General features: G+C 70.1%; 22 protein-coding genes. 19 read left to right on the top strand and 3 right to left on the bottom strand.

The features are described 5' to 3' along the window. Positions 1–54 precede the first annotated feature (54 nt). The 5 genes from C7389_RS01590 to C7389_RS01570 all read left to right on the top strand — a co-directional run bounded on the left by C7389_RS01590 (position 55) and on the right by C7389_RS01570 (position 7,168). Positions 55–2,241, top strand: coding sequence for a YgiQ family radical SAM protein (locus C7389_RS01590; RefSeq protein WP_246034599.1), 2,187 nt, complete (start codon positions 55–57; stop codon positions 2,239–2,241). Between the two features lie 51 nt (positions 2,242–2,292). Beyond that, entirely contained in the window at positions 2,293–2,829 is a 537-nt protein-coding gene (locus C7389_RS01585) for a 5' nucleotidase, NT5C type (protein WP_133587681.1), read from the top strand. Between the two features lie 150 nt (positions 2,830–2,979). Beyond that, complete coding sequence (locus C7389_RS01580; RefSeq protein WP_133587679.1) at positions 2,980–4,236, top strand: lipoprotein-releasing ABC transporter permease subunit; 1,257 nt, start codon at positions 2,980–2,982, stop codon at positions 4,234–4,236. Continuing rightward, positions 4,229–4,918: a lipoprotein-releasing ABC transporter ATP-binding protein LolD gene (gene lolD / locus C7389_RS01575; protein ID WP_133587677.1), complete on the top strand. Its 690-nt coding sequence runs from the start codon at positions 4,229–4,231 to the stop codon at positions 4,916–4,918. The genes C7389_RS01580 and lolD overlap by 8 nt, the downstream gene beginning before the upstream one ends. Positions 4,919–5,143: 225 nt before the next feature. Further along, positions 5,144–7,168 (top strand): methyl-accepting chemotaxis protein, encoded by a 2,025-nt coding sequence (locus C7389_RS01570; RefSeq protein WP_133587675.1) that lies wholly within the window; start codon positions 5,144–5,146, stop codon positions 7,166–7,168. A 415-nt stretch (positions 7,169–7,583) separates the two neighbouring features. Here C7389_RS01570 and hyi read toward each other — a convergent pair whose 3' ends face one another. Then, positions 7,584–8,369, bottom strand: a complete 786-nt coding sequence (gene hyi / locus C7389_RS01565; RefSeq protein WP_133587673.1) for a hydroxypyruvate isomerase — start codon at positions 8,367–8,369, stop codon at positions 7,584–7,586. A gap of 353 nt (positions 8,370–8,722) precedes the next feature. On the opposite strand from hyi, the gene C7389_RS01560 reads away from it, so the two are divergent. Next, the gene (locus C7389_RS01560) at positions 8,723–8,944 is read left to right on the top strand and encodes a hypothetical protein (RefSeq protein WP_133587671.1); all 222 of its coding nucleotides are present in this window, start codon (positions 8,723–8,725) and stop codon (positions 8,942–8,944) included. A gap of 30 nt (positions 8,945–8,974) precedes the next feature. After that, positions 8,975–9,253, top strand: a complete 279-nt coding sequence (locus C7389_RS01555) for a hypothetical protein (RefSeq protein WP_133587669.1) — start codon at positions 8,975–8,977, stop codon at positions 9,251–9,253. Positions 9,254–9,263: 10 nt separating this feature from the next. Here the strand turns inward: C7389_RS01555 and C7389_RS01550 are convergent, their stop codons facing one another. Beyond that, on the bottom strand, positions 9,264–9,848 hold the full coding sequence (locus C7389_RS01550; protein ID WP_133587667.1) for a hypothetical protein: 585 nt from the start codon (positions 9,846–9,848) through the stop codon (positions 9,264–9,266). A gap of 140 nt (positions 9,849–9,988) precedes the next feature. After that, the gene (locus C7389_RS01545) at positions 9,989–12,337 is read right to left on the bottom strand and encodes a molybdopterin-dependent oxidoreductase (protein WP_133587665.1); all 2,349 of its coding nucleotides are present in this window, start codon (positions 12,335–12,337) and stop codon (positions 9,989–9,991) included. Between the two features lie 51 nt (positions 12,338–12,388). Between C7389_RS01545 and C7389_RS01540 the strand changes: the two genes are divergently transcribed. The 12 genes from C7389_RS01540 (at position 12,389) to C7389_RS01485 (ending at position 24,469) form a co-directional block, all read left to right on the top strand. Beyond that, positions 12,389–12,679 (top strand): hypothetical protein, encoded by a 291-nt coding sequence (locus tag C7389_RS01540; RefSeq protein ID WP_133587663.1) that lies wholly within the window; start codon positions 12,389–12,391, stop codon positions 12,677–12,679. 204 nt (positions 12,680–12,883) lie between these two features. Then, positions 12,884–13,384: a tripartite tricarboxylate transporter TctB family protein gene (locus tag C7389_RS01535; RefSeq protein ID WP_133587661.1), complete on the top strand. Its 501-nt coding sequence runs from the start codon at positions 12,884–12,886 to the stop codon at positions 13,382–13,384. Between the two features lie 13 nt (positions 13,385–13,397). Next, on the top strand, positions 13,398–14,900 hold the full coding sequence (locus C7389_RS01530; protein ID WP_133587659.1) for a tripartite tricarboxylate transporter permease: 1,503 nt from the start codon (positions 13,398–13,400) through the stop codon (positions 14,898–14,900). A 128-nt stretch (positions 14,901–15,028) separates the two neighbouring features. Next, on the top strand, positions 15,029–16,417 hold the full coding sequence (locus C7389_RS01525) for a phenylacetate--CoA ligase family protein (protein WP_133587657.1): 1,389 nt from the start codon (positions 15,029–15,031) through the stop codon (positions 16,415–16,417). 79 nt (positions 16,418–16,496) lie between these two features. Continuing rightward, complete coding sequence (locus C7389_RS01520; RefSeq protein WP_133587655.1) at positions 16,497–17,456, top strand: glycine/sarcosine/betaine reductase selenoprotein B family protein; 960 nt, start codon at positions 16,497–16,499, stop codon at positions 17,454–17,456. 92 nt (positions 17,457–17,548) lie between these two features. Further along, a complete protein-coding gene (locus C7389_RS01515; protein WP_133587653.1) occupies positions 17,549–18,286 on the top strand; it encodes an enoyl-CoA hydratase/isomerase family protein in 738 nt (245 codons plus the stop codon). Positions 18,287–18,356: 70 nt separating this feature from the next. Beyond that, positions 18,357–19,346, top strand: a complete 990-nt coding sequence (locus tag C7389_RS01510) for a tripartite tricarboxylate transporter substrate binding protein (protein WP_133587651.1) — start codon at positions 18,357–18,359, stop codon at positions 19,344–19,346. A gap of 92 nt (positions 19,347–19,438) precedes the next feature. Next, positions 19,439–20,596, top strand: coding sequence for an LLM class flavin-dependent oxidoreductase (locus tag C7389_RS01505; RefSeq protein WP_133587649.1), 1,158 nt, complete (start codon positions 19,439–19,441; stop codon positions 20,594–20,596). A gap of 40 nt (positions 20,597–20,636) precedes the next feature. After that, on the top strand, positions 20,637–21,641 hold the full coding sequence (locus C7389_RS01500) for a Bug family tripartite tricarboxylate transporter substrate binding protein (RefSeq protein ID WP_133587647.1): 1,005 nt from the start codon (positions 20,637–20,639) through the stop codon (positions 21,639–21,641). A gap of 341 nt (positions 21,642–21,982) precedes the next feature. Beyond that, complete coding sequence (locus C7389_RS01495; protein ID WP_162851634.1) at positions 21,983–22,744, top strand: class II aldolase/adducin family protein; 762 nt, start codon at positions 21,983–21,985, stop codon at positions 22,742–22,744. After that, positions 22,734–23,696: a ketopantoate reductase family protein gene (locus C7389_RS01490; RefSeq protein ID WP_133587644.1), complete on the top strand. Its 963-nt coding sequence runs from the start codon at positions 22,734–22,736 to the stop codon at positions 23,694–23,696. Before C7389_RS01495 ends, C7389_RS01490 begins: the two co-directional genes overlap by 11 nt. Positions 23,697–23,896: 200 nt before the next feature. After that, positions 23,897–24,469, top strand: coding sequence for a cysteine dioxygenase family protein (locus C7389_RS01485; protein ID WP_133587642.1), 573 nt, complete (start codon positions 23,897–23,899; stop codon positions 24,467–24,469). Positions 24,470–24,501 lie beyond the last annotated feature (32 nt).

The raw sequence follows: 24,501 nt of genomic DNA, 5'->3' as shown, positions 1-24,501 counted from the left end.
GCAGAACTGTTTTCCCGCGTCGCACCGCCGCGCAAGCCCGCTCCCTTCCTGCCCATGTCCCGCGCCGAAATGCAGGCGCTCGGCTGGAAGGAATGCGACGTGGTGCTGGTGACCGGCGACGCCTACATCGACCACCCCAGCTTCGGCATGGCACTGGTCGGCCGCCTGCTGGAGTCGCTCGGCCTGCGGGTGGGCATCATCAGCCAGCCGGACTGGACCTCGGCCGAACCCTTCCGCGCCCTGGGCAAGCCGCGGCTGTACTTCGGCATCACCGCCGGCAACATGGATTCCATGGTCAACCGCTACACCTCCGACCGCAAGATCCGCTCCGACGACGCCTACACCCCGAACGCCGAAGCCAACAAGCGGCCGGACCGCGCTCTCACCGTCTACGCCCAGCGTGCCCGCGAGGCCTTTCCGGACGCCAACATCGTCATCGGCAGCATCGAAGCCTCGCTGCGCCGCATCGCCCATTACGACTACTGGTCGGACAAGGTGCGGCGCTCGGTGCTGCCGGACTCCAAGGCCGATATCCTGCTGTTCGGCAATGCCGAGCGCGCGCTGATCGACCTCACGCTGCGGCTGGCCGGCGGCGAGCCCATCGAGTCCATCCGCGACCTGCGCGGCACCGCCTTCATGGCGCGGCCGGGCTGGCTGCCGGAAGGCTGGAGCGAAGTGGATTCCCTCAGCCTGGACCGCCCCGGCCGCGTCGAGCCGCATGCCGACCCCTACGCCATGGAGCCGGTGCCGGCCGCCGCGCCCGCGGCCGACGGCGCCCAGCCGGTGCGCATCGTGCCGGCGGCCGAGCGCGTCGCCGCCCGCCGCGCCGAGCGCGGCCGCACGGTGGTGCGCCTGCCGGCCTACGAGGCGGTGAAGGACGACCCGGTGCTGTACGCCCACGCTTCCCGCGTCTTCCACCTGGAGTCCAACCCCGGCAACGCCCGCGCGCTGGTGCAGCGCCACGGTGACGGGCCGGGGGCGCGCGAGGTGTGGCTGAACCCGCCGCCGATTCCGCTGAGCACGCCGGAGATGGATTTCGTCTATGGCCTGCCCTATGCACGGGCGCCGCACCCCTCCTACGGCGGTGCGCGCATCCCGGCCTGGGACATGATCAAGTTCTCGGTGAACATCATGCGCGGCTGCTTCGGCGGCTGTACCTTCTGTTCCATCACCGAGCACGAGGGCCGCATCATCCAGAGCCGCTCGGAAGCCTCCATCCTGCGCGAGATCGAGGAGATCCGCGACAAGCAGCCGGACTTCAAGGGCCACATCTCCGATCTCGGCGGCCCCACCGCCAATATGTACCGCATGGCGTGCAAGGACCCGAAGATAGAGCGCTCCTGTCGCCGCCTGTCCTGCGTCTATCCCGGCATCTGCGAGAACCTGGGCACCGACCACGGCCCGCTCATCCAGATCTACCGCAAGGCCCGCGCGCTGCCCGGCATCAAGCGCATCACCATAGGCTCCGGCCTGCGCTACGACTTGGCGGTGCGCTCGCCGGAGTACGTCAAGGAACTGGTGACCCACCACGTCAGCGGTCTGCTCAAGATCGCCCCGGAGCATAGCGAGGACGGCCCGCTGTCGAAGATGATGAAGCCGGGCATGGGCAGCTACGAAGCCTTCCGCAAGCTGTTCGAAAAGTATTCGAAGGAAGCCGGCAAGAAACAGCACCTGGTGCCTTACTTCATCGCCGCCCACCCCGGCACCACCGACGAAGACATGCTCAACCTGGCGCTGTGGCTGAAGGAGCGCGATTTCCGCCTCGACCAGGTGCAGACCTTCCTGCCGACGCCGATGGCGCTGGCCACCACGATGTACCACAGCCGCAAGAACCCGCTGAAGAAGGTGAGCGCGGATTCCGAGGCGGTGGAGACGGTGCGCACCGGCAAGCTCCGCAAGCTGCACAAGGCCTTCCTGCGCTGGCACGACCCGGAGAACTGGCCCATCCTGCGCGAGGGCCTGCTGCGCATGGGCCGCGCCGACCTCATCGGCAATGGCCCCAACTGCCTGGTGCCGCGTGGCCAGCCGGCGGCGGCGAACCCGGCGGGTGCGGACCGCAGCCGCGGCAGCGGTCCGCGCCAGGGCGAGCGTGCAGCGCCCCCGCGTGCAGGCGGCGCTGCGCGCCCCAATGCGGCTCCGGCGCGCGGCAAGCCTGGCGGCGGACGGCCGCCGCGGCCCGGGCAGGGCAAACCCGCTCACGCCGGCCGGCGCGACAGCCGCAACCGTGCCGGCGGCCGCTGAAGGCCGCCCGCATCCGCCCCCCATTTCCTTTCCAACTGACTCCCGCCTCAGATGCTGATACTGATAGACCAGGACGGCGTGCTCGCCGACTTCGAGCGCGCCTTCCATGCCGCCTGGCAGCAGGCCGGCCATGATTTTCCCGCCGTCGCCCTGGAGTGCCGCACCAGCCTGCATGTGCGCGACGACTATCCGGAGGCGTTGTACGGCGCGGTGGAAGCCATCTACACCGCCCCCGGCTTCTACCGCGAGCTGCCGCCCATCGCCGGCGCGCTCGAAGGTGTGCGCGGGCTGCTGGAGGCCGGCCACGACGTGCGCATCTGCACCGCGCCGCTCAACCAGTACCGCAACTGCGTCACCGAGAAGTTCGAGTGGGTGGAGCGTCACCTGGGCGCGGACTTTGTCGACCGCATCATCCTCACCAAGGACAAGACGGTGGTGCATGGCGACATCCTGGTGGACGACAACCCGGACATCCGTGGCAGCCGCCGGCCGGACTGGCGCCAGGTGCTGTTCGACCAGCCCTACAACCGCCAGCTGGACATGCCGCGCATGAGCTGGGCGAGCTGGCGCGAAACGCTGGCCGGCTGAGAGCCCGGCGCCGCCGGCCCCTCCCCACCACCGCAATGAAGGCGGCATCGCCGCCACGCCAGCCGCCACGAAAAGCCTGAACCGGGCACAATGCCGGGCTTGCCCGCTCTGCCCCCGCGGCGGGCCCGTACAACCAAACCCGCCACGCCCATGCGCTACGAACTCCTCGTCGGCCTGCGATACACCCGCTCGCGCAAGCGGGCGCAGGGCCGCAACCGCTTCATTTCCTTCATCTCCCTGGTCTCCATGCTGGGCATCGCGCTCGGCGTCGCCGCCCTCATCGTCGTGCTGTCGGTGATGAACGGCTTCCAGGAAGAGCTGCGCACCCGCATCCTCGGCGTCGCTTCCCACATCCAGGTGCAGAGCCTAGATGGCGAACTCGCCGCCTGGCAGCGGGTGGCCGATCAGGCCAGCCAGCACCCGGCGGTACAGGCCGCCGCGCCCTATGTGCAGGAGCAGGGCCTGCTGTCCTTCGAAGACGTGGTGCGCGGCAGCATGGTGCGCGGCATCCTGCCGGCGGAGGAGGACAAGGTCGCTGACTTCGGCCGCCACATGAAGGCCGGCAGCCTGGATGCGCTACAGCCCGGCCGCTTCGGCATCGTGCTCGGCCGCGACCTCGCCCTGGCGCTGCGGGTGCGCCTGGGCGACAAGGTGACGCTGATCGCGCCCCAGGGCCTGGTGACGCCGGCGGCCGTGCTGCCGCGGGTGAAGCAGTTCGAGGTGGTCGGCATCTTCGAGGCCGGCATGTACGAGTACGATTCCGGCCTCGCCCTGATGCACCTGGCCGACGCCCAGGCGCTGTACCGCATGGGCGACGGCGTGAGCGGCGTACGGTTGAAGCTGGACGACCTCTTCGCCGCGCCGCGGGTGGCGCGCGAGCTGGCCGCCACGCTGGATGCGCCCAACGCCATGGTGGTGGATTGGACGCGCAGCCACGCCAACTTCTTCCGCGCGGTGGCGCTGGAGAAGACCATGATGACGCTCATCCTCTTCCTCATCGTCGCCGTCGCCGCCTTCAACATCGTGTCCACGCTGGTGATGGCGGTGCAGGAGAAGTACGCCGACATCGCCATCCTGCGCACCCTGGGCGCCAGCCCTGGCTCCATCATGGCCATCTTCGTGCTGCAGGGCGCCATCATCGGCTTCGTCGGCCTGGGCGCCGGCGTGGTCGGCGGCCTGCTCATCGCCCACAACCTGGACGTGGTGATCCCGGCGCTGGAGGCCATCACTGGCGCCACGCTGTGGAACAAGGAGATCTACTACATCAACGAACTGCCCTCCAAGGTGTTGCCGGCGGACGTCATCAGCATCGTCTCGGTGTCCTTCGTGCTGACGCTGGTGGCCACGCTCTATCCGAGCTGGCGTGCATCGCGGGTGAACCCGGCGGAGGCCCTGCGCTATGAGTGAGAACGACATCCCGGTGCTGGCCTGCGAAGGCCTGGAGAAGAGCTTCCGCGAAGGCGCGGATGCGGTGAAGGTGCTGCGCGGCGTGAGCCTGCAGGTGGCGCGCGGCGAGCGCCTGTCCATCGTCGGCAGCTCCGGCTCCGGCAAGAGCACGCTGCTGCACCTGCTGGGCGGGCTGGACGTGCCCAGCGGCGGCACGGTGGCGCTGGAGGGGCAGGACTTCTCCCGCATGTCCGACGCCGCCCGCGGCGAGGTGCGCAACCGCAAGCTGGGCTTCGTCTACCAGTTCCATCACCTGCTGGCCGAGTTCAGCGCGCTGGAGAACGTGGCCATGCCGCTGTACATCCGCCGCCTGCCCAAGGCCGAAGCCAACGAGCGCGCCGCCGCCATGCTGCGCGAGGTCGGACTCGGCCACCGGCTGGACCATGCTCCTGGCGAGCTTTCCGGCGGCGAGCGCCAGCGTGCCGCCATCGCCCGCGCGCTGGTCACCGAGCCGGCCTGCGTGCTGGCCGACGAGCCCACCGGCAACCTGGACCGCCGCACCGCCGAATCGGTGTTCGACCTCATGCTGTCGCTCAACGAGCGCCATGCCACCAGCTTCATCATCGTCACCCACGACGACAACCTCGCCCGCCGCGCCCAGCGCACCCTGCGGCTGGACGACGGCGTGCTGGTGCACGGTTAGACGGTTGATCATCCGCCGTCCCCGCTGTAATTGATCCCGGACATTCAGCGTTCCGCCGCGCTCGCGGTTTAATGCCGTATGGGCAGCGCCGGCTCAGGCCGGCGTCTAAACTGGAACCGGCCAGTGCCGTTAACGGACTGGCCGGGCTGCTCCGGGTATCCCCTTGGGTTGAGCATTCATCGATGGCGAGTGCCGGCGCGACAGGCCGGTACTCCGGGAGACGCCATGTCCACCTTCTTCATGCCCGCCGTGCTGCTGCTCGACAAGCTGCGCTATCCGGTCAAGTTCCTGCTGGTCGCGCTGGCATTCGGGCTTGCCGCCGCTACCTTGCTGTACCAGGTTTACCACCAGTTCAACGGCAGCATCCTCGTTGCCGAACGGGAAAGGGCCGGGCTGGATCTGCTCGATCAGACCATGTCCGCCTTGCTGCTGGCCCAGCAGCACCGCGGCCTGTCCGCCGGGGTGCTGGGCGGCAGCGCCGAACTGAAGCCGCAGCAGGCGGAGAAGGCGGCGGCCTTGCGCAGTGCCCTGGGCGATGTCGAACGCAGCCTTGCCGCCGACGGGCGCTGGCAGCCGCTGCTGCCCGGCTGGCAAACATTGCGCGGCCAGCTGGATCGCCTCGCCACCGACGGCCTGAACCTGCTGGCAGCCGAGAACTTCCGCCTCCATACCCAGGCGGTGGAAGGCGTGCTGATGTGGCTGGGCGAACTGGGCGACGTCACCGGGCTGACGCTGCATTCCGAGCCGCAAGGCGTCAATCTCATCGACGCCATGCTGCATTCCGTGCCGGAAGTCACCGAGCGCCTCGGGCGGCTGCGCGGGCGCGGCACGGGTGTGATGGCCCGCGGCCAGGCCAGCCGGGAGGATGAGCATGCGCTGGTCGCCCAGCTAGCCCAGCTGGAACAGAGCCAGACGCAGCTGCGCGTCCGCCTGGCGGGCGCCGGCAGCATCTCGCCGGCCCTGGCCGCCAGCCTGTCCGGCGTGATGGCCGAGGTGAATAGCGGCGTTGGCGCCCTCGCCGAGGCCACCCGGCGCGAGCTGGTGAATGGCGGCTTCGGCATGAAGCCGGCGGAGTTCTTCGCCCTGGGCACCGCCGCCATCGACAGTGTGGTCAAGGGCTATCGCCAGCATATGCTGCCGGCGGTGGGCGAGCTGCTGGACGAGCGCCTGGGGCACCTGCGGGGGCAACTGCTCATCGGCATCGCGGTGTCGGCGGTGGCGCTGCTGGTGGCAGCCTACCTGCTCGCCGGCATCTACTTCTCCATCCTGCGCTCAGTACGGGAACTGAGCGCCGGCGCCCGGCGCTTCGCCGCCGGCGACTACCGCTCGCGGGTGGAGTTCTCCGCCCGCGACGAGCTGCATGAGGTCGCCGACCAGTTCGACGCCATGGCCCGCGACGTGGCGGCGCTGATCGGCGAGATCCAGGGCAGCGCCCGCCAGGTGGGCGAGGCCTCCACCCGCCTGTCCGAGTCGGCGCAGCAGGTGGCCAGCGGCTCCGACGCCCAGAGCGAGGCGGCCTCCGGCATGGCCGCCGCGGTGCAGGAGATGACGGTGGGCATAGACGAGATCAGCCGCCACGCCGCCACCGCGCATGAACTGGCCGAACTCTCCGGCAAGCTGTCGGAGGAGGGCGGCGAGGTGATGGCGCGTTCCACCGCCGAGATGCACGGCATCGCCGACGCGGCCAACGCTTCCGCCGAGGCCATCCGCGAACTGGGCGAGCGCGCCCGCAGCATTGGCGACATGGTGAATGCCATCAAGGAGATCGCCGACCAGACCAATCTGCTGGCACTCAATGCTGCCATCGAGGCCGCCCGCGCCGGCGAGAGCGGTCGCGGCTTCGCGGTGGTGGCGGATGAAGTGCGCAAGCTGGCGGAGCGCACCGCCCATGCGACCCAGGAGATCACCGTGGTGGCCGGCTCCATCCAGCAGGGCACCGAGCAGGCGGTGGCGCGGATGGAGGCCGGCGTTGCCCAGGTGCAGGACGGCATGGCGCTCACCGAACGTGCCGGCACATCCATGAACCAGATCGGCGAGCGCGCCCGCGAGGTGCTGCAGGCGGTCGGAGACATTTCCCTGGCGCTGAAGGAGCAGAGCAGCGCCAGCGCCGAGATCGCCCGCAACGTCGAGCGCATTGCCCAGATGGCGGAGGAAAACAGCCAGTCGGTACGCAACACCGCTGGCACTGCCAGCGAGTTGCAGGGGCTGGCGGGGAGCCTGAAGACCAAGGTGGAGCGGTTCCGGGTTTAGCAGGGAGATGGGCGCAGCGTCGGCCTGTTCCGCGGGATGCCGGGCTGCAGTGGGGTTTCGAGCTCAGCGGTGAAGAAAGCCCAGGTGTCGGTTCCAGTTTCAGGGGCGGGGCCGTGTGGCGTCTCTTGTTGTCGCGAGCCGCGCTCGACGCCGGGGTTTGCTCCCTCCCCCTGGAGGGGCCGGGGAGAGGGAGCGCCCACAAGGGCGCCTGCGGTTATTCGAGCGCCATGGCCCCCAATTCCGTTCCTTCTCCCGCGAGGGGAGAGGGGAGCAAACCCCCGTGGTTCCGCGACTTGACCGTGTGGCTGGACGGAATATCCGCTCAGGGAAGACGCCGGGGGCCACAAGCGGACGCCCGGCTCAGCGGCCAGAAGCCGCTCCGTTCCGCATCAGCTCACGCTCAGCACGCACCCGTTCATCCCGCTGCCCGCGCCTGCGTCAGCCAGCCCAGCCCGGCAACGGTGCCTGCCGCCGGAATGTACTCGCAGCCTATCCAGCCGTCGTAGCCCAGCCGGTCCAGTTCGCGGAACAGGAAGGGGTAGTTGATCTCGCCGCTGCCGGGTTCGTGGCGGCCCGGGTTGTCGGCGATCTGCACATGGGCGATGCAGGGCTGCAGGCGGGCGAAGGTTGCCGCCAGCTCGCCCTCGCTGCGCTGGGCGTGATAGACGTCGTATTGCAGATAGAGGTTGTCGGCGCCCACTTCGTCCATCACCTCCAGCGCCTGGGGGGTGGTGTGCAGATAGAAGCCGGGGATGTCGTACTGGTTGATCGGTTCGATCAACAGGTTCATGCCCTCCGCCTCCAGCGCGGCGGCGGCGAAGCGCAGGTTGTCGGTGAAGGTCTCGAACAACTCGTCCGGGTCGGCATCCGCCGGCGCCAGCCCGGCGAGGCAGTTCAGTTGCCGGCAGCCCAGCGCGCGAGCGTATTCGATGGCCTGGCCCACGCCCTCCTGGAACTCTTCCTCCCGCCCCGGCAGGCAGGCGATGCCGCGCTCGCCGCTGCTCCAGTCTCCCGCCGGCAGGTTGTGGAGCACCAGGGACAGGCGGTGGCGCTGCAATTCCTCCACATGCTGCTCGACTGGCCAGGCATAGGGAAACTGGCACTCCACCGCGTCGAAGCCGGCTTTGGCCGCGGCGGCATAGCGCTGGAGAAAATCCACTTCGGTGAACAACAGGCTGAGGTTGGCGGCGAAACGGGGCATGGCGGACTCGCTGGAAACAAGGCGGGGGTCAGTATGTCCGCCGCCGTCCGGCTTTGCCATCGTGAGGTGGTTTCGGCGGGGAGGTGCGGCGCTTCCGGATGGGCCGGAGGCATGTTGCTCGATGAGGTTGGAATACTCGAAAGGCATCCATGAGCACGGCTTGGGCTTGATTCTGTTTCGAATGCATTTCGGCTATATGGCTCTCTTTCAGCCGAATGGAATAGGGGGTGGCCATGCCGAGTAGGCGAGTGAATTGTCCGAGCTGCAATGCGAGCCATGTCTTCGATCTCGATCCCGGCGAGCCCCTGCGGGTGCCCACGTGCCAGACGTGTGGCGCCGACGGTGTGATGGAGATGGGACTGGACTTCTCGCTGACCCAGCTACCCCATCCCGGCGTTCCGCGGACCGACCGGTGGGACGTCCGCATGCTGGAGCGCTCGCTGGCAGGCAGTACCGGGTATCTGAAGATGATGACTTTGTCGTACGCCAGCAAGGGCTACGACTTCATCGGTTTTCACGGCTGCGGCATCAAGTCGGCGCGATCGATGATGGTCGGGGGCATTGATCCGCGTTGAACACGGTAGGCGCGCGCGGCCGGGGTTTCTATGTGGGCAGCTGTCGAGACCGGCCTGGAGATCGTCTTCTTCTTTGGCGATGCCTGCAAACGCCTGCGGGTCGTGCCGGCAAGCGGAACGGAGACCACCGCCTTGTGGCTCGGGCGCCCGCGGGATTCCCTTGGGTTCGGCGTAAGGGCCAAGGTGAAGCAGGCGGCGACCCGTCTGAAGGCGAAGGAGGCCGATCTGATCCGCTGGATCTGTGACGAGACCGTGGATGAGCACTTGAGCGAGCAGCAGCTTGTACTGCTGGAACGCTTCTTTAAATGAAGAGGCGTTCTCAAGCCTCGGCCCCGCCCTCCGGCCGATAGCTCAGCCGCGGCATCCACAGCAGGGCCAGGGTGCAGCCCAGGCCGATGACGGCGACGATCCAGAAGATGGGCTGGTTGAGGGCGATGCGCTCCGGATGCACGCCCCGGGCGGCGGCGAGGGCGAGCAGGTTGCCGGCGGCGACCAGGGTGGCGGAGGCATAGTCGTGATAGCGGCGGGCACGGTTGGCGCCGGTGGTCCAGCGCGGGTCGGTGTTGTAGCTGGGCAGGGCGAGGTGGGCGTCGCCCAGGCGTTCCAGCCGGGCGAGGAAGCGGCGCAGGTTGGTCAGCGCGCGCTCCGCCTTGTAGTGCAGGAACACCAGGCAGGCGGAGGTGACCGGGAAGCCCGGCAGCAGCCATTCCACCGGCAGGCCGGCGCCGTCGCGCGGCGGCCGCATCGCCACCAGCACCGCCAGCAGGCCCAGGGTCAGCGACACATAGAGCGCCAGCGCCTGCTGGCGCTGGGCGATGCGGGCATTCACCTCCTGGTAGGCGGCGACGAAGCGGTAGTTGGCATCCACGATGCCGCCGCGCGGCGGGGGCGGGTTGGTGTTCATCGGCAGGGTCTCCGGTGGCGTTGCTGTTTGTGCTGGTGTGCTGTGGACCTGGGAAGAGGGGGCTGCGGGCCTCGGCATGGGCTGTCCGGCTGTTGCCTTCGCTTCATCTCGCCGTCCGGGCACTGGATTACCGCCGCGCTTCAGCCTGTGCCCGCCGCAGGAATCAGGCGCGGCAGCGTGTGGGCGCTCAGCGGCGGTGCTTCGCCGAGGTAGCGCTCCACTTCCACCAGGCAGCTGTGGGCGGCGCAGCCCTGGCCGAGGCGGGAACTGCCGATGTCGCGCGTCAGCACGTTGGGGTTGCCGTGCTTCTCCAGGTTGGCGGCGTCGCCCTCGCCCAGGCGCAGCGGGTCGTACCAGGCGCCGGTGGACAGGCGCAGCACGCCGGGCATCACCGCCGGGTCCAGGCGGGCGCTGGCGAGGCAGGCGCCGCGGCGGTTGTGGATGCGCAGCAAATCACCATCGCCGATGCCGCGGGCGGCGGCATCCGCCGGGTTGAGGTGGGCCGGCTCGCGGCCGTGCAGCTTGCGCGCCTGGCTGGCGGGGCCGTGGTCCAGCTGGCTGTGCAGGCGGGCTACGGGCTGGTCGGAGATCAAATGCAGCGGGAATTCGGCGGCGGCGGGCGCGCCCAGCCATTCCCGCGGCTCGCGCCACACCGGGTGGCCGGGGCAGTCGGCATAGCCGAAGCCGGCGATGGTGGCGGAGTGGATCTCGATGCGGCCGCTGGGCGTGGGCAGCGGGTGCGCTGCCGGATCGGCGCGGAAGGCGGCCAGCATCACCACCGGCGCCTGCGGCTCCAGCGCGGCGAGGTCCAGCAGGCCGGCGGCGCGGAAGGCGTCGTAGTCCGGCCAGCGGCTGCCGCGCAATTCGGCCTTGGCGGCGGCCTCGGTGTAGAGGTGGCGCAGCCATTCGGCGGCGTCGCGGCCTTCGGTGAAGACGGCATCGGTGCCCAGGCGGCGGGCGAGGGCGGCGAAGATGGCATAGTCGTCGCGTGCCTCGCCGGGCGGCTCGGCCAGCCGGCTCATCGCCACCACATGGCGCTCCCGGGTGGAGAAGCCGATGTCGTCGCGCTCCAGCGCGGCGGTGGCCGGCAGCACCAGGTCGGCCATGCGGGCATGGGCGTTCCAGAACTGCTCGTGGACGATGATGGTTTGCGGCCGTTTCCAGGCGCGCACCAGGCGGTTGAGGTCCTGGTGATGGTGGAAGGGGTTGCCGCCGGCCCAGTAGACGAGGCGGATGTCGGGGTAGACGAGGCGCTGGCCGTTGTAGTCGAAGGCTTCCCCCGGCTGTTCCAGCATGTCGGTGAGGCGGGCGACCGGGATGTAGGCGCCCACGCCATTGCGGCCCTGCGCCAGGGTGGGGCCGGGCACGCGGGCGTGCGGGCTGCCCATCAGGTTCAGCGGGCCGTAGGCGAGGGCGAAGCCGCCGCCGGGGAGGCCGATCTGGCCCAGCACCGCGGCCAGCGCGATGCTCGCCCAGAAAGGCTGCTCGCCGTGCTCGGCGCGCTGCAACGCCCAGGCGCAGTTGATCAGCGTGCGCTGCGCCGCCATCTCCTGCGCCAGCCGGCGCAGGCGTTCGGCCGGCACGCCGGAGAGGTCGGCTGCCCAGTCGGCGTCTTTGACGATGCCGTCGTCGGCGCCGAAGAGGTAGTCGCGCCAGCGCTCGAAGCCGACGCAGTGGCTGGCGAGGAAGGCGGCGTCGTGGCGGCCGGCGGCGATCAGGCCGTGAGCCAGCGCCAGCATCACCGCGGTGTCGCTGTTGGGGCGGATGGGGATCCATTCCACCGCCTCCGCCGGCGCGTCCAGGTTGTCCGCCACCGGGCTGAAGTTCACGAAACGGCAGCCCTTGGCCGCCAGCGCCGCCAGGCCCGGCCGGCAGCGGTGCTCGAAGGCGCCGCTGGCGCCGACCTGGGCGTTCTTGGCCGGCACGCCGCCGAAGGCGACGAAGAGCCGGGTGTGGGCGGCGAGCACGTTCCAGTCGTGATGCTGCGCCATCAACTCGTCCATCGGCATCACCAGGTGCGGCAGCAGGGCGCGGCCGGCGCCCAGGCTGTAGCTGTCCACATGGCGCACATAGCCGCCGATGCTGTTGAGGAAGCGATGCACCTGGCTCTGCGCATGGTGGAAGCGGCCGGCGCTGGCCCAGCCGTAGGAGCCGCCGAAGATGGCGGCGTTGCCGTGGTGCTTGCGCACCCGCTGCAGCTCGTGCGCGGCGAGGTCCAGCGCTTCTTCCCACTCCAGTTCGACGAAGGCCTCGCTGCCGCGGCGCTCGCGGTCGTCCCCGGCGCTGCCACCCTCGCCGCGCATGCGCGCCAGCCAGCCGGCGCGGGCGGCCGGGCGCTGGATGCGCAGCGGCGAGCGGTAGGCGGCGAGCATGTCCTGGCCGAGCAGCGAGGGGTAGGGGTCGCCGGCGTGCGGCTGCAGCGTGCGGCCGTCGGCGCTGGCGGCGTACAGGCCCCAGTGGCTGGCGGTGTAGCGGGTTTGGGCGGGCATTTCTTTCTTCTTCTGCCGCGCGTGGTGCGCGGGCATGGCGGCGACGGCTAAGTGGGAGCCGGCCAGAGTAATGGTGCCGCCTGCCTTATCGATATAAGAAAAATAGGGATCGATATATGGATCGATGAATACCCGCCGCCAAATAAACCTTCTCCAATCGATGAATGGCATGGCACTGCCCGCGCCGGATTTAATTCCGGAAAAGCAAGAGCCGGCCCTTATTCACCAATAACGATAAGGTCAGAAATATGGGTGATTGAAAAGAAAGGGGCGGCGCGGATGAATTCTGAATTTGTGGATTACAACGCCAAAATCCGTATTTGGGCGCTATCCGCGCGGTGATAACTTTGCGTCACCCGACTTGCCGCATCTCATCGCGCCGGTTGTGGCGATGCGCGGCAGGCGGTGGTTTGCACGCTTGTGCAATTCGCCGTATTTCGCAATTGCCGGTGGACGGATTCGAAAAGCTCCGATTTTCCAAAAGCTCTGCTTTTTTCTATTCGTCGCTCAATTCCGCTTCAAAATAAAAAAGCCGTATTTTCCCACATGAAAATCAGAATACTCAATCGGCAGGACGCGCTGGCCGGTGGCCTTTTCGTTCTTTTTGGCCTGGCTGGAGCCCATATCGCTTCCTCCTATCCCATAGGCACCACCATGCGCATGGGCGCGGGTTATTTCCCGCTGGTGCTGGGCGGCATCCTGGTGCTGCTGGGGCTGGTGGTCGGGCTGCGCAGCCTGCGCCTGCAGGTGGCGGCGAATGAAGCGCACGAGGTGGCCGAGGCGCTGGGCCGCGGCGCGGCCGGCCTGCGCCGGCTGGCGGGGCTGCGGCCGGCGCTGTTCGTCGGCGCTGGCGTGCTCGCCTTCGCCCTGCTGGCGCCGCACCAAGGCCTGGTGCTGGCGACGGTGGCGCTGACGCTGCTGAGCGGCTATGCCCACCAGGAAGTGCGCATCCGCGAACTGCTGGGCCTGAGCGCTGCGCTGGCCTTCTTCGGCTCGGCGGTATTCGCCTACGGCCTGGGCCTGCCGCTGCCCGTGCTGCCGGCTTGAGCGGCGGAACGACATGGAACTGCTGTCTCACCTGGCGCTGGGTTTCGATGCGGCGCTGAGCTGGAACAACGTTTTCTACTGTTTCGTCGGCGTCACCCTGGGCACGCTGGTGGGCGTGCTGCCCGGCCTCGGCCCGGTGGCGACCATCGCCATGCTGCTGCCGGTGACCTACGGCCTGACGCCAGCGGCAGCGCTGATCATGCTCGCCGGCATCTACTACGGCGCGCAGTACGGCGGCTCCACCACCGCCATCCTGGTGAACCTGCCGGGCGAATCGTCCTCGGTGGTGACCTGCATAGACGGCCATGCAATGGCGAAGAAGGGCCGCGCCGGCGCCGCGCTGGGCATCGCCGCCATCGGCTCCTTCTTCGCCGGCACGGTGGCGACGCTGGTGGTGGCCGCCGCGGCCACGCCGCTGGCAGCGTTCGCGCTCAAGTTCGGCCCGGCGGAATACTTCTCGCTGATGGTGCTGGGCCTGGTGGCGGCGGTGGTGCTGGCCCAGGGCGACATCGTCAAGGCCATCGCCATGACGCTGCTCGGCCTGCTGCTGGGCATGGTGGGCACCGACGTGAATTCCGGCGAGGAGCGCTTCACCTTCGGCCTGCCGCAGCTGGCCGACGGCATCGACTTCGTCGTCATCTCCATGGGCATCTTCGGCATCGGCGAGATCATCGCCAACCTGGAGCACGACCAGAAGCGCGACGTGACGGTGGCCAAGGTCGGCAGCGTGCTGCCCACCCGCGACGACTACCGCCAGGCGTGGAAGCCGGTGCTGCGCGGCTCCGGCCTGGGCGCGGTGCTGGGCGTGCTGCCCGGCGGCGGGGCGATGCTGAGCTCCTTCGCCGCCTACATGATCGAGAAGCGGCTGGCGAAGGACTCCTCGCGCTTCGGCAAGGGCGCCATCGAGGGCGTGGCGGCGCCGGAGTCGGCCAACAACGCCGGCGCGCAGACCTCCTTCATCCCGCTGCTGGTGATGGGCCTGCCGTCCAACGCGGTGATGGCGCTGATGATAGGCGCGATGATGATCCACGGCATCGTGCCCGGCCCGCAGGTGATGACCGAGCGGCCGGAGCTGTTCTGGGGCGTCATCGCCAGCATGTGGGTGGGCAACCTGCTGCTGCTGTTGCTCAACCTGCCGCTGGTGGGCATGTGGGTGAAGCTGCTGTCGGTGCCGTACCGCATCCTCTATCCGGCCATCCTGCTGTTCTGCTGCATCGGCGCCTTCAGCGTGAACAACAGCCTGTTCGACCTGCTGCTCACCGTGGCCTTCGGCCTGCTCGGCTACCTCTTCATCAAGCTGCGCTGCGAGCCGGCGCCGCTGCTGCTGGGCTTCGTGCTCGGGCCGATGATGGAGGAGAACCTGCGCCGCGCCATGCTGCTGTCCCGCGGCGATGCCAGCGTGTTCTTCACCCGGCCGCTGAGCCTGACGCTGCTGCTGATCGCGCTCGCGCTGATCGTGGTGATGACGCTGCCGCGGCTGCGCGCGACCCGGGAGGTGGCCTTCGCCGAGGACTGACACGGCGGGGCCGCCGGCCCCGCGCGCCACCTCCGATCCCGCCTTCCCGCCGTCTCCTTCTCCCGCATTGCCGCGCCCGCCGCTGGCGCGGCAATGCCAGCCACATCGATAAAAAACGCAGGACGACCATGAGCACGCACGCCATCCACGCACTCCATGATTTCGACGTTCCCACCCGCGACCCCGGCGAATACCTCGCCATTCTCAACGCCCGCCGCTGGGACAAGCTGCAGCGCCAGATCCGCTACGTGTGGCGCAACGAGGACTACTTCCGCCAGCGCTTCATCGAGGCCGGCATCCAGTCGCCGGACGACATCCGCACGTTTGACGACTTCCGCCGCCTGCCGGCCTTCATGGACAAGACCCGCCACCGCGAGTCGCAGGACGCTTCGCTGGAACGCTACGGCCATCCGCTGGGCCTGCACCTGACCACCGCGCCGGAAAACGCGATCCACCTCGCTGCCACCTCGGGCACCACCGGCACGCCCACGTTCTATGTGTTCAGCCGCAAGGACCTGGACATCACCTACGAAGTGCTCGGCCGCATGTTCCGCGTCGCTGGCATCCGCCCGGGCGACACCACCTTCCACGCCTTTGGCCTGTCGCTGTGGCTGGCCGGCATCACCTATGTGCAGGCGCTGGAAGCCTATGGCGCGCGGCCGGTGGCGGTGGGCGCCGAGGGCGGCGTGCCCAAGATCCTGCGCTACATCGAGCTGACCCGGCCGCGGGTGCTGTTCGCCACGCCGTCGATGGTGAACCAGCTGATCGAGCGCGCGCCCAAGGAGATCGGCAAGCCGGTCGGCGCGCTGGGCATCGAGGTCATCTACTGCTCCGGCGAGCCGGGCGCCAGCCAGCCGCTGTTCCGCCAGCGCGTCAAGGAGCATTACGGCGCCAAGGTGTTCGACGCCACCGCCGGCGCCTGGCACAACGGCACCATCACCTGCGACAGCGAGCACTCCCACGGCATGCACTACCTCGCCGAGGACTACTGCTTCCGCTACGACCTGGTGGACCCCGACAGCAAGGCGCCGCTGGAACTGAAGGACGGCGCGGTGGGCGAGGCCATCCACACCGCGCTGGAATACGAGGCGGCGCCGTCCTTCCGCAACGCCACCGGCGACATCCTCAGGATCCATGTCGGCGAATGCCCCGGCTGCGGCCACTTCGGCACCCGCATGGAAATCGTCGGCCGGGTGGACGACATGCTGGCGATCAAGGGCGTGAAGGTGTATCCGGCCGCCATCCAGAGCGTCGTCGCCCAGTTCCGCCCCAAGGTCTCCGGCGAGCTGCGCATCCGCCTGGACGCGCCGCCGCCGCGCGTCGAACCGCCGCTGCGGCTGGCGGTGGAGGCGGGCGAGGGCACGCCGGCATCCGAATGGGCCGCCATCGGCGCCGCCATCGAACAGCGCATCCGCGAGCTGCTCACCTTCCGGCCGCAGGTCGAGGTGCTGCCCTTCGGCAGCCTGCCGCGCACCGGCGCCAAGGCCAAGCTGATCGAGATCGCGGGGAAGGGCTGAGATGAGACCGAGCACGCCCGACGGCGCAGGGCCGCTTGCTTCCCTCCGAGGGGCCGGCGGAGAGGGGGCAGAGGTCGGCATGAGCGCGGCCGACGACAACAGCCTCGGCTTCGCCCCCGAGTTCGACCGGCCGGTGGCCTACATCCAGCGCACCCGCGCCTGGTACCTGGCGCTGGGCTACGACACGCCTTACGTCTGGGCGCACTACCTGGACGTGCCCTTCGCGCCGCTGAAGAAGCCGCTGGCGCAGAGCCGCGTCGCCCTGCTCACCACTGCCGCGCCCTACCAGCCGGACAAGGGCGAGCAGGGGCCGGGCGCGCCCTACAACGCCGCCGCCAAGTTCTACCGCGTCTATGACGGCGACACCGCCATCGACCACGACCTGCGCATCGCCCACGTCGGCATAGACCGCAAGCACGCCGACCTGGGCGACAGCGGCTGCTGGTTCCCGCTGCCGGCGCTGCGCCGTGCGGCGGCGGTCGGTCGCATCGGCGAACTCGCGCCGCGCTTCTTCGGCGCGCCGACCAACCGCAGCCAGCGCCACACGCTGGAGGTGGACGCGCCGGAGATCGTCGCCGCCTGCCGCGCCGATGGCGTGGATGCCGCGCTGCTGGTGCCCAACTGCCCGATCTGCCACCAGACGCTGAGCCTGGTGGCGCGCGAGCTCGAAGCCGCCGGCATCAGCACCGTGGTGCTGGGCGCGGCGCGGGACATCGTCGAGTACGTCGGCGTGCCGCGGCTGCTGTTTTCCGACTTTCCGCTGGGCAACGCCGCCGGCCGGCCGGGCGATGCCGCCTCGCAGGAGGCCACGCTGGAGCTCGCGCTGAAGGTGCTGGAGCGCGCCCCGGCGGCGCGCACCACCGTGCAGTCGCCGCTGCGCTGGGCAGCGGACGCGAGCTGGAAGCTGGACTACTCCAACCCCGCCCGCCTCAGCGCCGAAGAACTGGAGCGCCGCCGCGCCGAAGCCGAGGCCGCCCGCGTCACCGCCCGCGAACTGCGGGTGGCCACCCTGGGCCGCGACGTGGAGAGCGTGCGCTGAGCCGATGCCGACCGGCCGCCAGGCGGCCTCAATCCGCCCCCGATGAACGCTCCGCCGCCCAGGCGGCGGGGCCGCACACAAGAGAACAGAGCATGAGCACCGTCCGCTACACCTCGAACAAGGGCGTCGCCGAAATCCTCATCGACCGCGCCGACAAGTACAACGTGATCACCCACGACGTGGTGCGCGAGCTGAACGCCGCCTGGCGGCGCTTCGACGCCAGCGACGACCGCGTCGCCATCCTAGCCGCCGCCGGCGACCGCGCCTTCACCGCCGGCGCCGACCTGCGCGACATCCCGCACGACCTGTGGAAGGCCATTCCCGGCGTCGGCGTGCAGGTGGAGAAACCCATCATCGCCGTCACCGCCGGGCTGGTGGTGGGCGGCGGGCTGGTGCTGGTGCAGTTCGCCGACCTCGCCGTTGCCGCCGACAACACGGTGTTCTCCTACCCGGAAGCCAAGGTCGGCTTCTCCGGCGGGCTCATCAGCTCGCTGGCGGCGCGCATCCCGCACAAGTTGGCGATGGAGCTCTTGCTGCTGGGCGGCTCCATCGACGCCCGGCGCGCCTACGAGGCCGGGCTGGTGAACCGGGTGGTGCCGGTGGGCCAGCAGCTGGAGGTGGCGCGCGAACTCGCCGCCCAGATCGCCGCCAACGCGCCGCTCGTCACCACGCTGCTGAAGCGCTTCGTCGGCCAGGTGCTGCCCAAGGGGCCGACCGAACTGGCGGCCCACGCCCGCGCCGGCATCGAGGAAATCAACGCCTCCGAAGACTTCCGCGAGGGCATCGCCGCCTTCGCCGAGAAGCGCACGCCGCGCTTCGCCGGCCGCTAGCCGCTGATCCACCGAGCCACTGATCCGCGCCGGAAACAAACCCATGCATCCCCACCCGGAGACGTCCCGCATGAACACCGCCTTCCCCTCGCTGCGCCGCCTGGCCACGCCGCTGCTGGCCGCCGTCGCCCTCGCGCTGCCCTTCGCCGCCGCCGCCGACAACTGGCCGAGCAAGCCGCTCAAGCTCATCGTGCCTTACCCGCCGGGCGGCGCCGCCGACACCGTGGGCCGCATCTATGCCGACGCCCTCAGCGAATCGCTGAAGCAGCCGGTGGTGGTGGAGAACAAGCCGGGCGCCGGCACTGCCATCGCCGCCGAATTCGTCGCCAATGGCCCGGCCGACGGCTACACCCTGAACCTGGTGCCCACCGGCCAGCTCACCGTGCTGCCGCACATCGCCAAGAACCTCAAGTTCGACCCCTTCAAGAGCTTCGCCCCGGTGTCGCTGCTGGCCTATACCGGCGTGGTCATCGCCGCCAACAACGACGTGCCGGTGACCGACCTCAAGGGGCTGGTGGCGCAGGCCAAAGCGGCGCCGGGTAAGTTCAGCTACTCCTCCTCCGGCAGCGGCACCATCATCCATCTGGCTGGCGAGTACTTCCGCCTCACCAGCGGCACCGACATCCTGCACGTGCCCTTCAAGGGCAGCGCGCCGGCGGTCACCGCGGTCATCGGCGGCAATGTGAACCTGGCGGTGGATACGCTCACCATCCTGGCGCCGCAGATCAAGGGCGGCAAGCTGAAGGGCCTGGCCATCGCCTCCCGCGAGCGCTCGCCGCTGCTGCCGGACGTGCCCACCGTGGCCGAGGCCGGCTACCCGGGTTTCGAAGTCACCTCCTGGTTCGGCCTCAACGTGGCCGCCGCCACGCCGCCGGCCATCGTCGAGCGCCTGAACGCCGAGATCGCCAAGGCCGCCGCCTCGCCGACGGTGAAGGAGAAGCTGGCGGCGCAGGGCCTGGACGCCTGGCCCAGCACCCCGGCCGCCTTCGCCGCCCAGGTGCGTACCGACTACGACAAGTACGGCAAGGTCGTGCGCGAGTCCGGCACCCAGTTCGACTGAGCGCGATCGCCCGCCGGCTGCCGTCTCCACGCCGGCGGCCGGCGCCCCGCAGCGCTTCCGCTTTCCTTCCCCCGCCAGCCCAGGAACCCGCCATGTCCAGGCCGCATGCCGTCGAATTCATCGGCTTCCTCTCCCACCAGGAAGCGAGCGAGATCCAGCCCGCCAGCGGCCCGCTGGTGGACAAGGCCTACCTGGGCGCCTGCGCGCGGGCGCAGGAGCACGCCGGCTTCGACCGCGCGCTGATCGCCTACCACAGCGCCGCGCCGGACGGCCTGCAGATCGCCGCCCACGCCGCCCACGAAACCCGCCGCCTCGGCCTGCTGGTGGCGCACCGGCCGGGCGTGGTGGCGCCCACGGTGGCGGCGCGCCAGTTCGCCTCGCTGGACCACTTCAGCGATGGCCGCGCGGCCATCAACATCGTCAGCGGCGGCAACGACGCCGAGCAGCAGCGCGACGGCGATTTCCTCGGCCATGACGAGCGTTACGCCCGCACCGACGAATACCTGGAGGTGCTGAAGCTGGCGTGGACGCGCAGTGAGCCCTTCGACTTCGACGGCCGCCACTACCGCGTCAAGGGCCATGTGACCCAGGCGCGGCCGCTGCAGCAGCCGCACATCCCCATCTTCTTCGGCGGCTCTTCCGCCGCCGCGCTGGAGGTGGCCGGCAAGCATGCCGACGTGTTCATGATGTGGGGCGAGCCGCTGGCCGGCATCGCCGAGCAGATCGCCGCGGTGCGCGCCACCGCCGCCCGCCACGGCCGCGCCGAGGCGCTGCGCTTCTCGCTGTCGCTGCGGCCCATCCTCGGCGCCACCGAGGACGAAGCCTGGGCGCGCGCCGAACGCATCCTGGATGGCGTGCGCGGGCGGCTGGCGGCGGCAAAGTTGGCTGCCAAGCCGGCCGCCGCCAAGAGCGCCGGCCCGCAGAACGAAGGCTCGCGCCGCCTGCTGGCCTACGCCGAGCGCGGCGAGGTGCTGGACAGCTGCCTGTGGACCGGTATCACCGCGCTCACCGGCGCCGCCTCCGGCGCGGCCGCCAGCACCGGCATAGGCGGCAACTCCACCGCCCTGGTGGGCACGCCGGAGCAGGTGGCCGACGCGCTGCTGGCCTACCACCGCCTGGGCGTCAGCCATTTCCTGGTGCGCGGCTTCGAGCCGCTGGCCGACGCGGTGGCCTACGGCCGCGAACTGCTGCCGCGGGTGCGCGCGCGGCTGGCGGAACCCCTGCCGGCCGAGGCATTCGCCGCGTTTTGACGATCTTGTTTTCCTACCTCGTGTTTTTCCGGAGTCATCCATGTCGAAAGGCCTCTTCTCTTCCTTCCGCCTGCACCACGCCGCGCTGTGCGGCCTCGTGCTGGGCAGCGTCGCCTTGACGCCGTTCGCGGCGCGGGCTGAAGCCGTTTACCCGACCAAGCCGCTGAAGCTGGTCGTGCCCTTCCCGCCGGGCGGGGCGGCGGATACCGTCGCCCGCTTCTATGCCGAGAAGCTCGCCGGCAGCTTCGGCCAGCCGGTGGTGGTGGAGAACAAGCCGGGCGCCGGCACCGCCATCGCGGCGGAGTTCGTCGCCAAGTCGGCGGCGGATGGCTACACCCTGTCGCTGGCGCCGGCCGGCCAGCTCACGCTGCTGCCGCACCTGGCCAAGGATCTGCGCTATGACCCGGTAAAGGATTTCGCGCCGGTGTCGGTGGTGGCCTCGGTGCCCTACGTGGTGGCCGCCAGCGCGGCGACGCCGGCCAACACCCTGCAGGAGCTGGTGGCGCTGGCCAAGGCCGAGCCGGGCAAGATCACCTATTCCTCCTGCGGCAACGGCACGCTGTGCCACCTCTCCGGCGAGCTGTTCGCCAGCCTCACCGGCACCCAGCTGCTGCACGTGCCCTACAAGGGCAGCGCGCCGGCGGTCACCGCCTTGCTGGGCAACGATGTGAACACCGCCTTCGACACGCTGACGGTGCTGGCGCCGCAGGTGAAGGCCGGCAAGGTGAAGGGCCTGGCCATCACCAGTGCCAAGCGCTCTCCGGTGCTGCCGGAGGTGCCCACCGCCGCCGAAGCCGGGCTGAAGGGCTACGAGGTGTCGTCCTGGTTCGGCATCGTAGTGCCGGCGGCCACGCCCAAGGCCATCGTGGAGAAGCTGAACAAGGAGCTGGTACGCATCGCCGCCGAGCCGGAGACCAAGACGCGCCTGGCCACCTCCGGCCTGGAGGTGGAAAGCACCACGCCGGAAGCCTTCGCCAGGCTGATCCAGGAAGACAGCGCGCGCTGGGGCAAGGTGGTGGCCGACTCCGGCGCCAAGATCGAGTAAGCCGCGAAGGCGCGGGCGATGCGGACGGTAGCGCGGGGTGACGAGGGGGACGGAGTGGGCGTGGCGGTGCTGCTGGCGCTGCCAGCGTCCGGCTGCAACGGCAGGGGCGGCGCGTGCCGGCCCCGCGCCGCGGTGAGCGCGCCGTCCGGCGCTGCCCCGGCCTTGCGGCCCTCGTCCGCTGCGCAAGCCGGATGGCCGGTGAGCGGGGGAGGGCGGCTCCGCCGTCCGGCCCGCCATCGCCCGCCCTTCATGCCGCAACCCTCGGCAGCCCGCCCGCATCCGCCTATTCCCTGTCTCTCATCCACTCAGCCGCGGGCCGCCACGCCCGCAGGGAGCACACCATGAACGCACCGCTGGACCCGGCCGCAGCCATTCACGCCGCCCGCGTGGATCTCGCCGCCGCCTGCCGTCTCATCCATCTGTTCGGCTGGACCGACCTGCTCGCCACCCATGTCACCTACCGGGTGCCCGGCCGCCATGACCGCTACCTCATCAACCCGCTGGGCCTGCTGTACGAGGAGGTGACCGCCTCCAGCATCCTGGAGGTGGACCTGGACGGCCGCGTCACCGCCGGCGAGGGCGACGTCAATCCCGCCGGCATCGTCATCCACGGCGCCATCCATGCCTCGGTGCCGGACGCCGCCGCCGTGATCCACCTGCACAGTCGCGACGGCGTGGCGGTGGCGACGCAGGAAGAAGGCCTGCTGCCGCTCACCCAGATGGCGCTGATGGTGCATGGCCAGATCGCCTACCACGACTTCCAGGGCGTGGTGCTGGACGAGCGCGAGCGCGCCGACCTGCTGGCCAACATCGGCGACAGGCACACCGTCATCCTGCGCAACCACGGCACGATGACGCTGGGCCGAGACATGGGCGAAGCCTTCGCCCGCATCTGGCGGCTGGAGCGCGCCTGCCGCTTCCAGCTCGCCGCCCAGTCGGCCGGCGTGCCGCTGCGCCAGCTACCGGACGAGGTCATCGCCCGCAGCCATGAACAGGCGCAGGCCATCTACGGTTCCAAGGCCAGCTTCTTCCCCTCGGGCAAGCGCGAGTGGGCGGCGCTGCGCCGCCGGCTGGACAGGGAGCTGCCCGGCTATGCCGACTGAGGCGCGGCGCATCGCCATCGTCGGCGGCGGCAGCCTGGGGCTGTTCGTCGGCGGCCGGCTGGCGCGGGCCGGCAACGAGGTGCACATCGCCGGCCGGGGCCGCGAGGGCCTGCCGCAGGCGGTGGCAGCCGAGGGCGACGAAGCCTGGCAGGTGCCGGCGCGCTTCCTGGCGGTGGACGAACTGCGCGGCCCCTACGCCCAGGTGGTGGTGACGGTGAAATCCCACGACCTGCCGCCGCTGCTGCCGGCGCTGGCCGCGCTCGGCGACGGACGCAGCCAGTTCGTGTTCCTGCAGAACGGCGTGCCCTGGTGGTGGACACACAAGGAGGCCGACGGCGGCGCGCCGCCGCTGGCGCGCACGGTGGCGGTGGTGGTGCACCACGCGGTGGAGCGCACTGCGCCCGGCCGTATCCGGGTGCGCCGCACCGGCAGCGACCGCTACCTGTGCGGCCGTCCGGCGGCTGCTGGGCAGGTCGCCCAGGCCGCCCAGGTCGGCGATGCCGCGGCGGACCCGGCGCTGGCGGCGCTGGTCGCCGGCTGGCAGGCCGCCGGCATCCCCGCCGAACAGCGCGCCGACATCCGCGCCGAGGTGTGGGGAAAGCTGATGGGCAACGCCACGCTGAACCCGCTCTCCGCCATCACCGGCGCCACCGTCGGCGAACTCGCCGGCACCCGGGAGACGCGCGAAGTGCTGCTCGCCGGCATGGCGGAGATCGCCCGCATCGCCGCCGCCGAGGGCTGCCCCTCGCCGACCACGCCGCAGCAGCGGGTGGCGCGCGCCGAGCTGGTGGGCGCGGTGCGCACCTCCATGCTGCAGGACCGCCTCGCCGGCCGCCGGCTGGAGACGGACGCGCTGCTGGCGGCGCCCATCGCCATCGCCGATGCCCACGGCATCGCGGTGCCGGTGCTGCGCACCCTGCTCGCCGGGCTGCGCTTCGCCGGCGGGCGCTGAAGCCAGATGGCAAAGCGGCGGATATCCATGACAACAGGGATCGTTCCGGCGCCGCCGCCCATGCCGGCACCCATGCCAGCGACAGCCCGGCCACGGCCGGAGCGCGCGAACGGGGTCGGGTCCGCGCGACCCGGACATCCTCGTTACCTCTCAGGGCGTCCTCCCTACTTCATTCCTTCCGAACTCACCGGAGAACCATCATGTCGCTGAACCCCTTGCGCGAATTCGTCGTATCCCTGACCCGGCTGGTCGAAAGCGGCGCCACAGAGCCCCGCATCCTGGAGCAGGGGCGCGAGCTGGTCGGCCAGCTCGTCGCCAAGGACGACTGGCTGCCCGAAGCCTTCGCCCAGCCGCATCCGCAGTACTACCAGCAGTACCTGCTGTACGCCGACCCGCAGGAGCGGTTCTCGGTGGTCTCTTTCGTCTGGGGCCCCGGCCAGAAGACGCCGCTGCACGACCACACGGTGTGGGGCGTGGTCGGCGTGCTGCGCGGCCGGGAGCGCGAACGCCGCTTCGACCACCAGGCCGACGGCAGCTACCGCGAGGTGGAGGCCGGCGTGCTCGGCGCCGGCGGCGTCACCGCGGTGTCGCCCAGCATCGGCGACGTGCACATCGTCGAGAATGCGCTGGACGACCAGGTGTCCATCAGCATCCATGTCTACGGCGGCAACATCGGCCGCGTCTCCCGCCACGTCTTCGATGCCGCCAGCGGCGAGGCCAGGACCTTCATCTCTGGCTACGCCAGCGACGTGGTGCCCAATCTCTGGAGCTGAGGGCCGGACGCCGCGGCAGCCTGAACCGTTAG

Source organism: Azoarcus indigens (genome assembly GCF_004361735.1).
In the GTDB taxonomy this organism is placed as follows: Bacteria; Pseudomonadota; Gammaproteobacteria; order Burkholderiales; family Rhodocyclaceae; genus Azoarcus; species Azoarcus indigens.
Note: the sequence above shows the minus strand (reverse complement) of the source record. Positions and strands in the feature narration are given on the sequence as shown.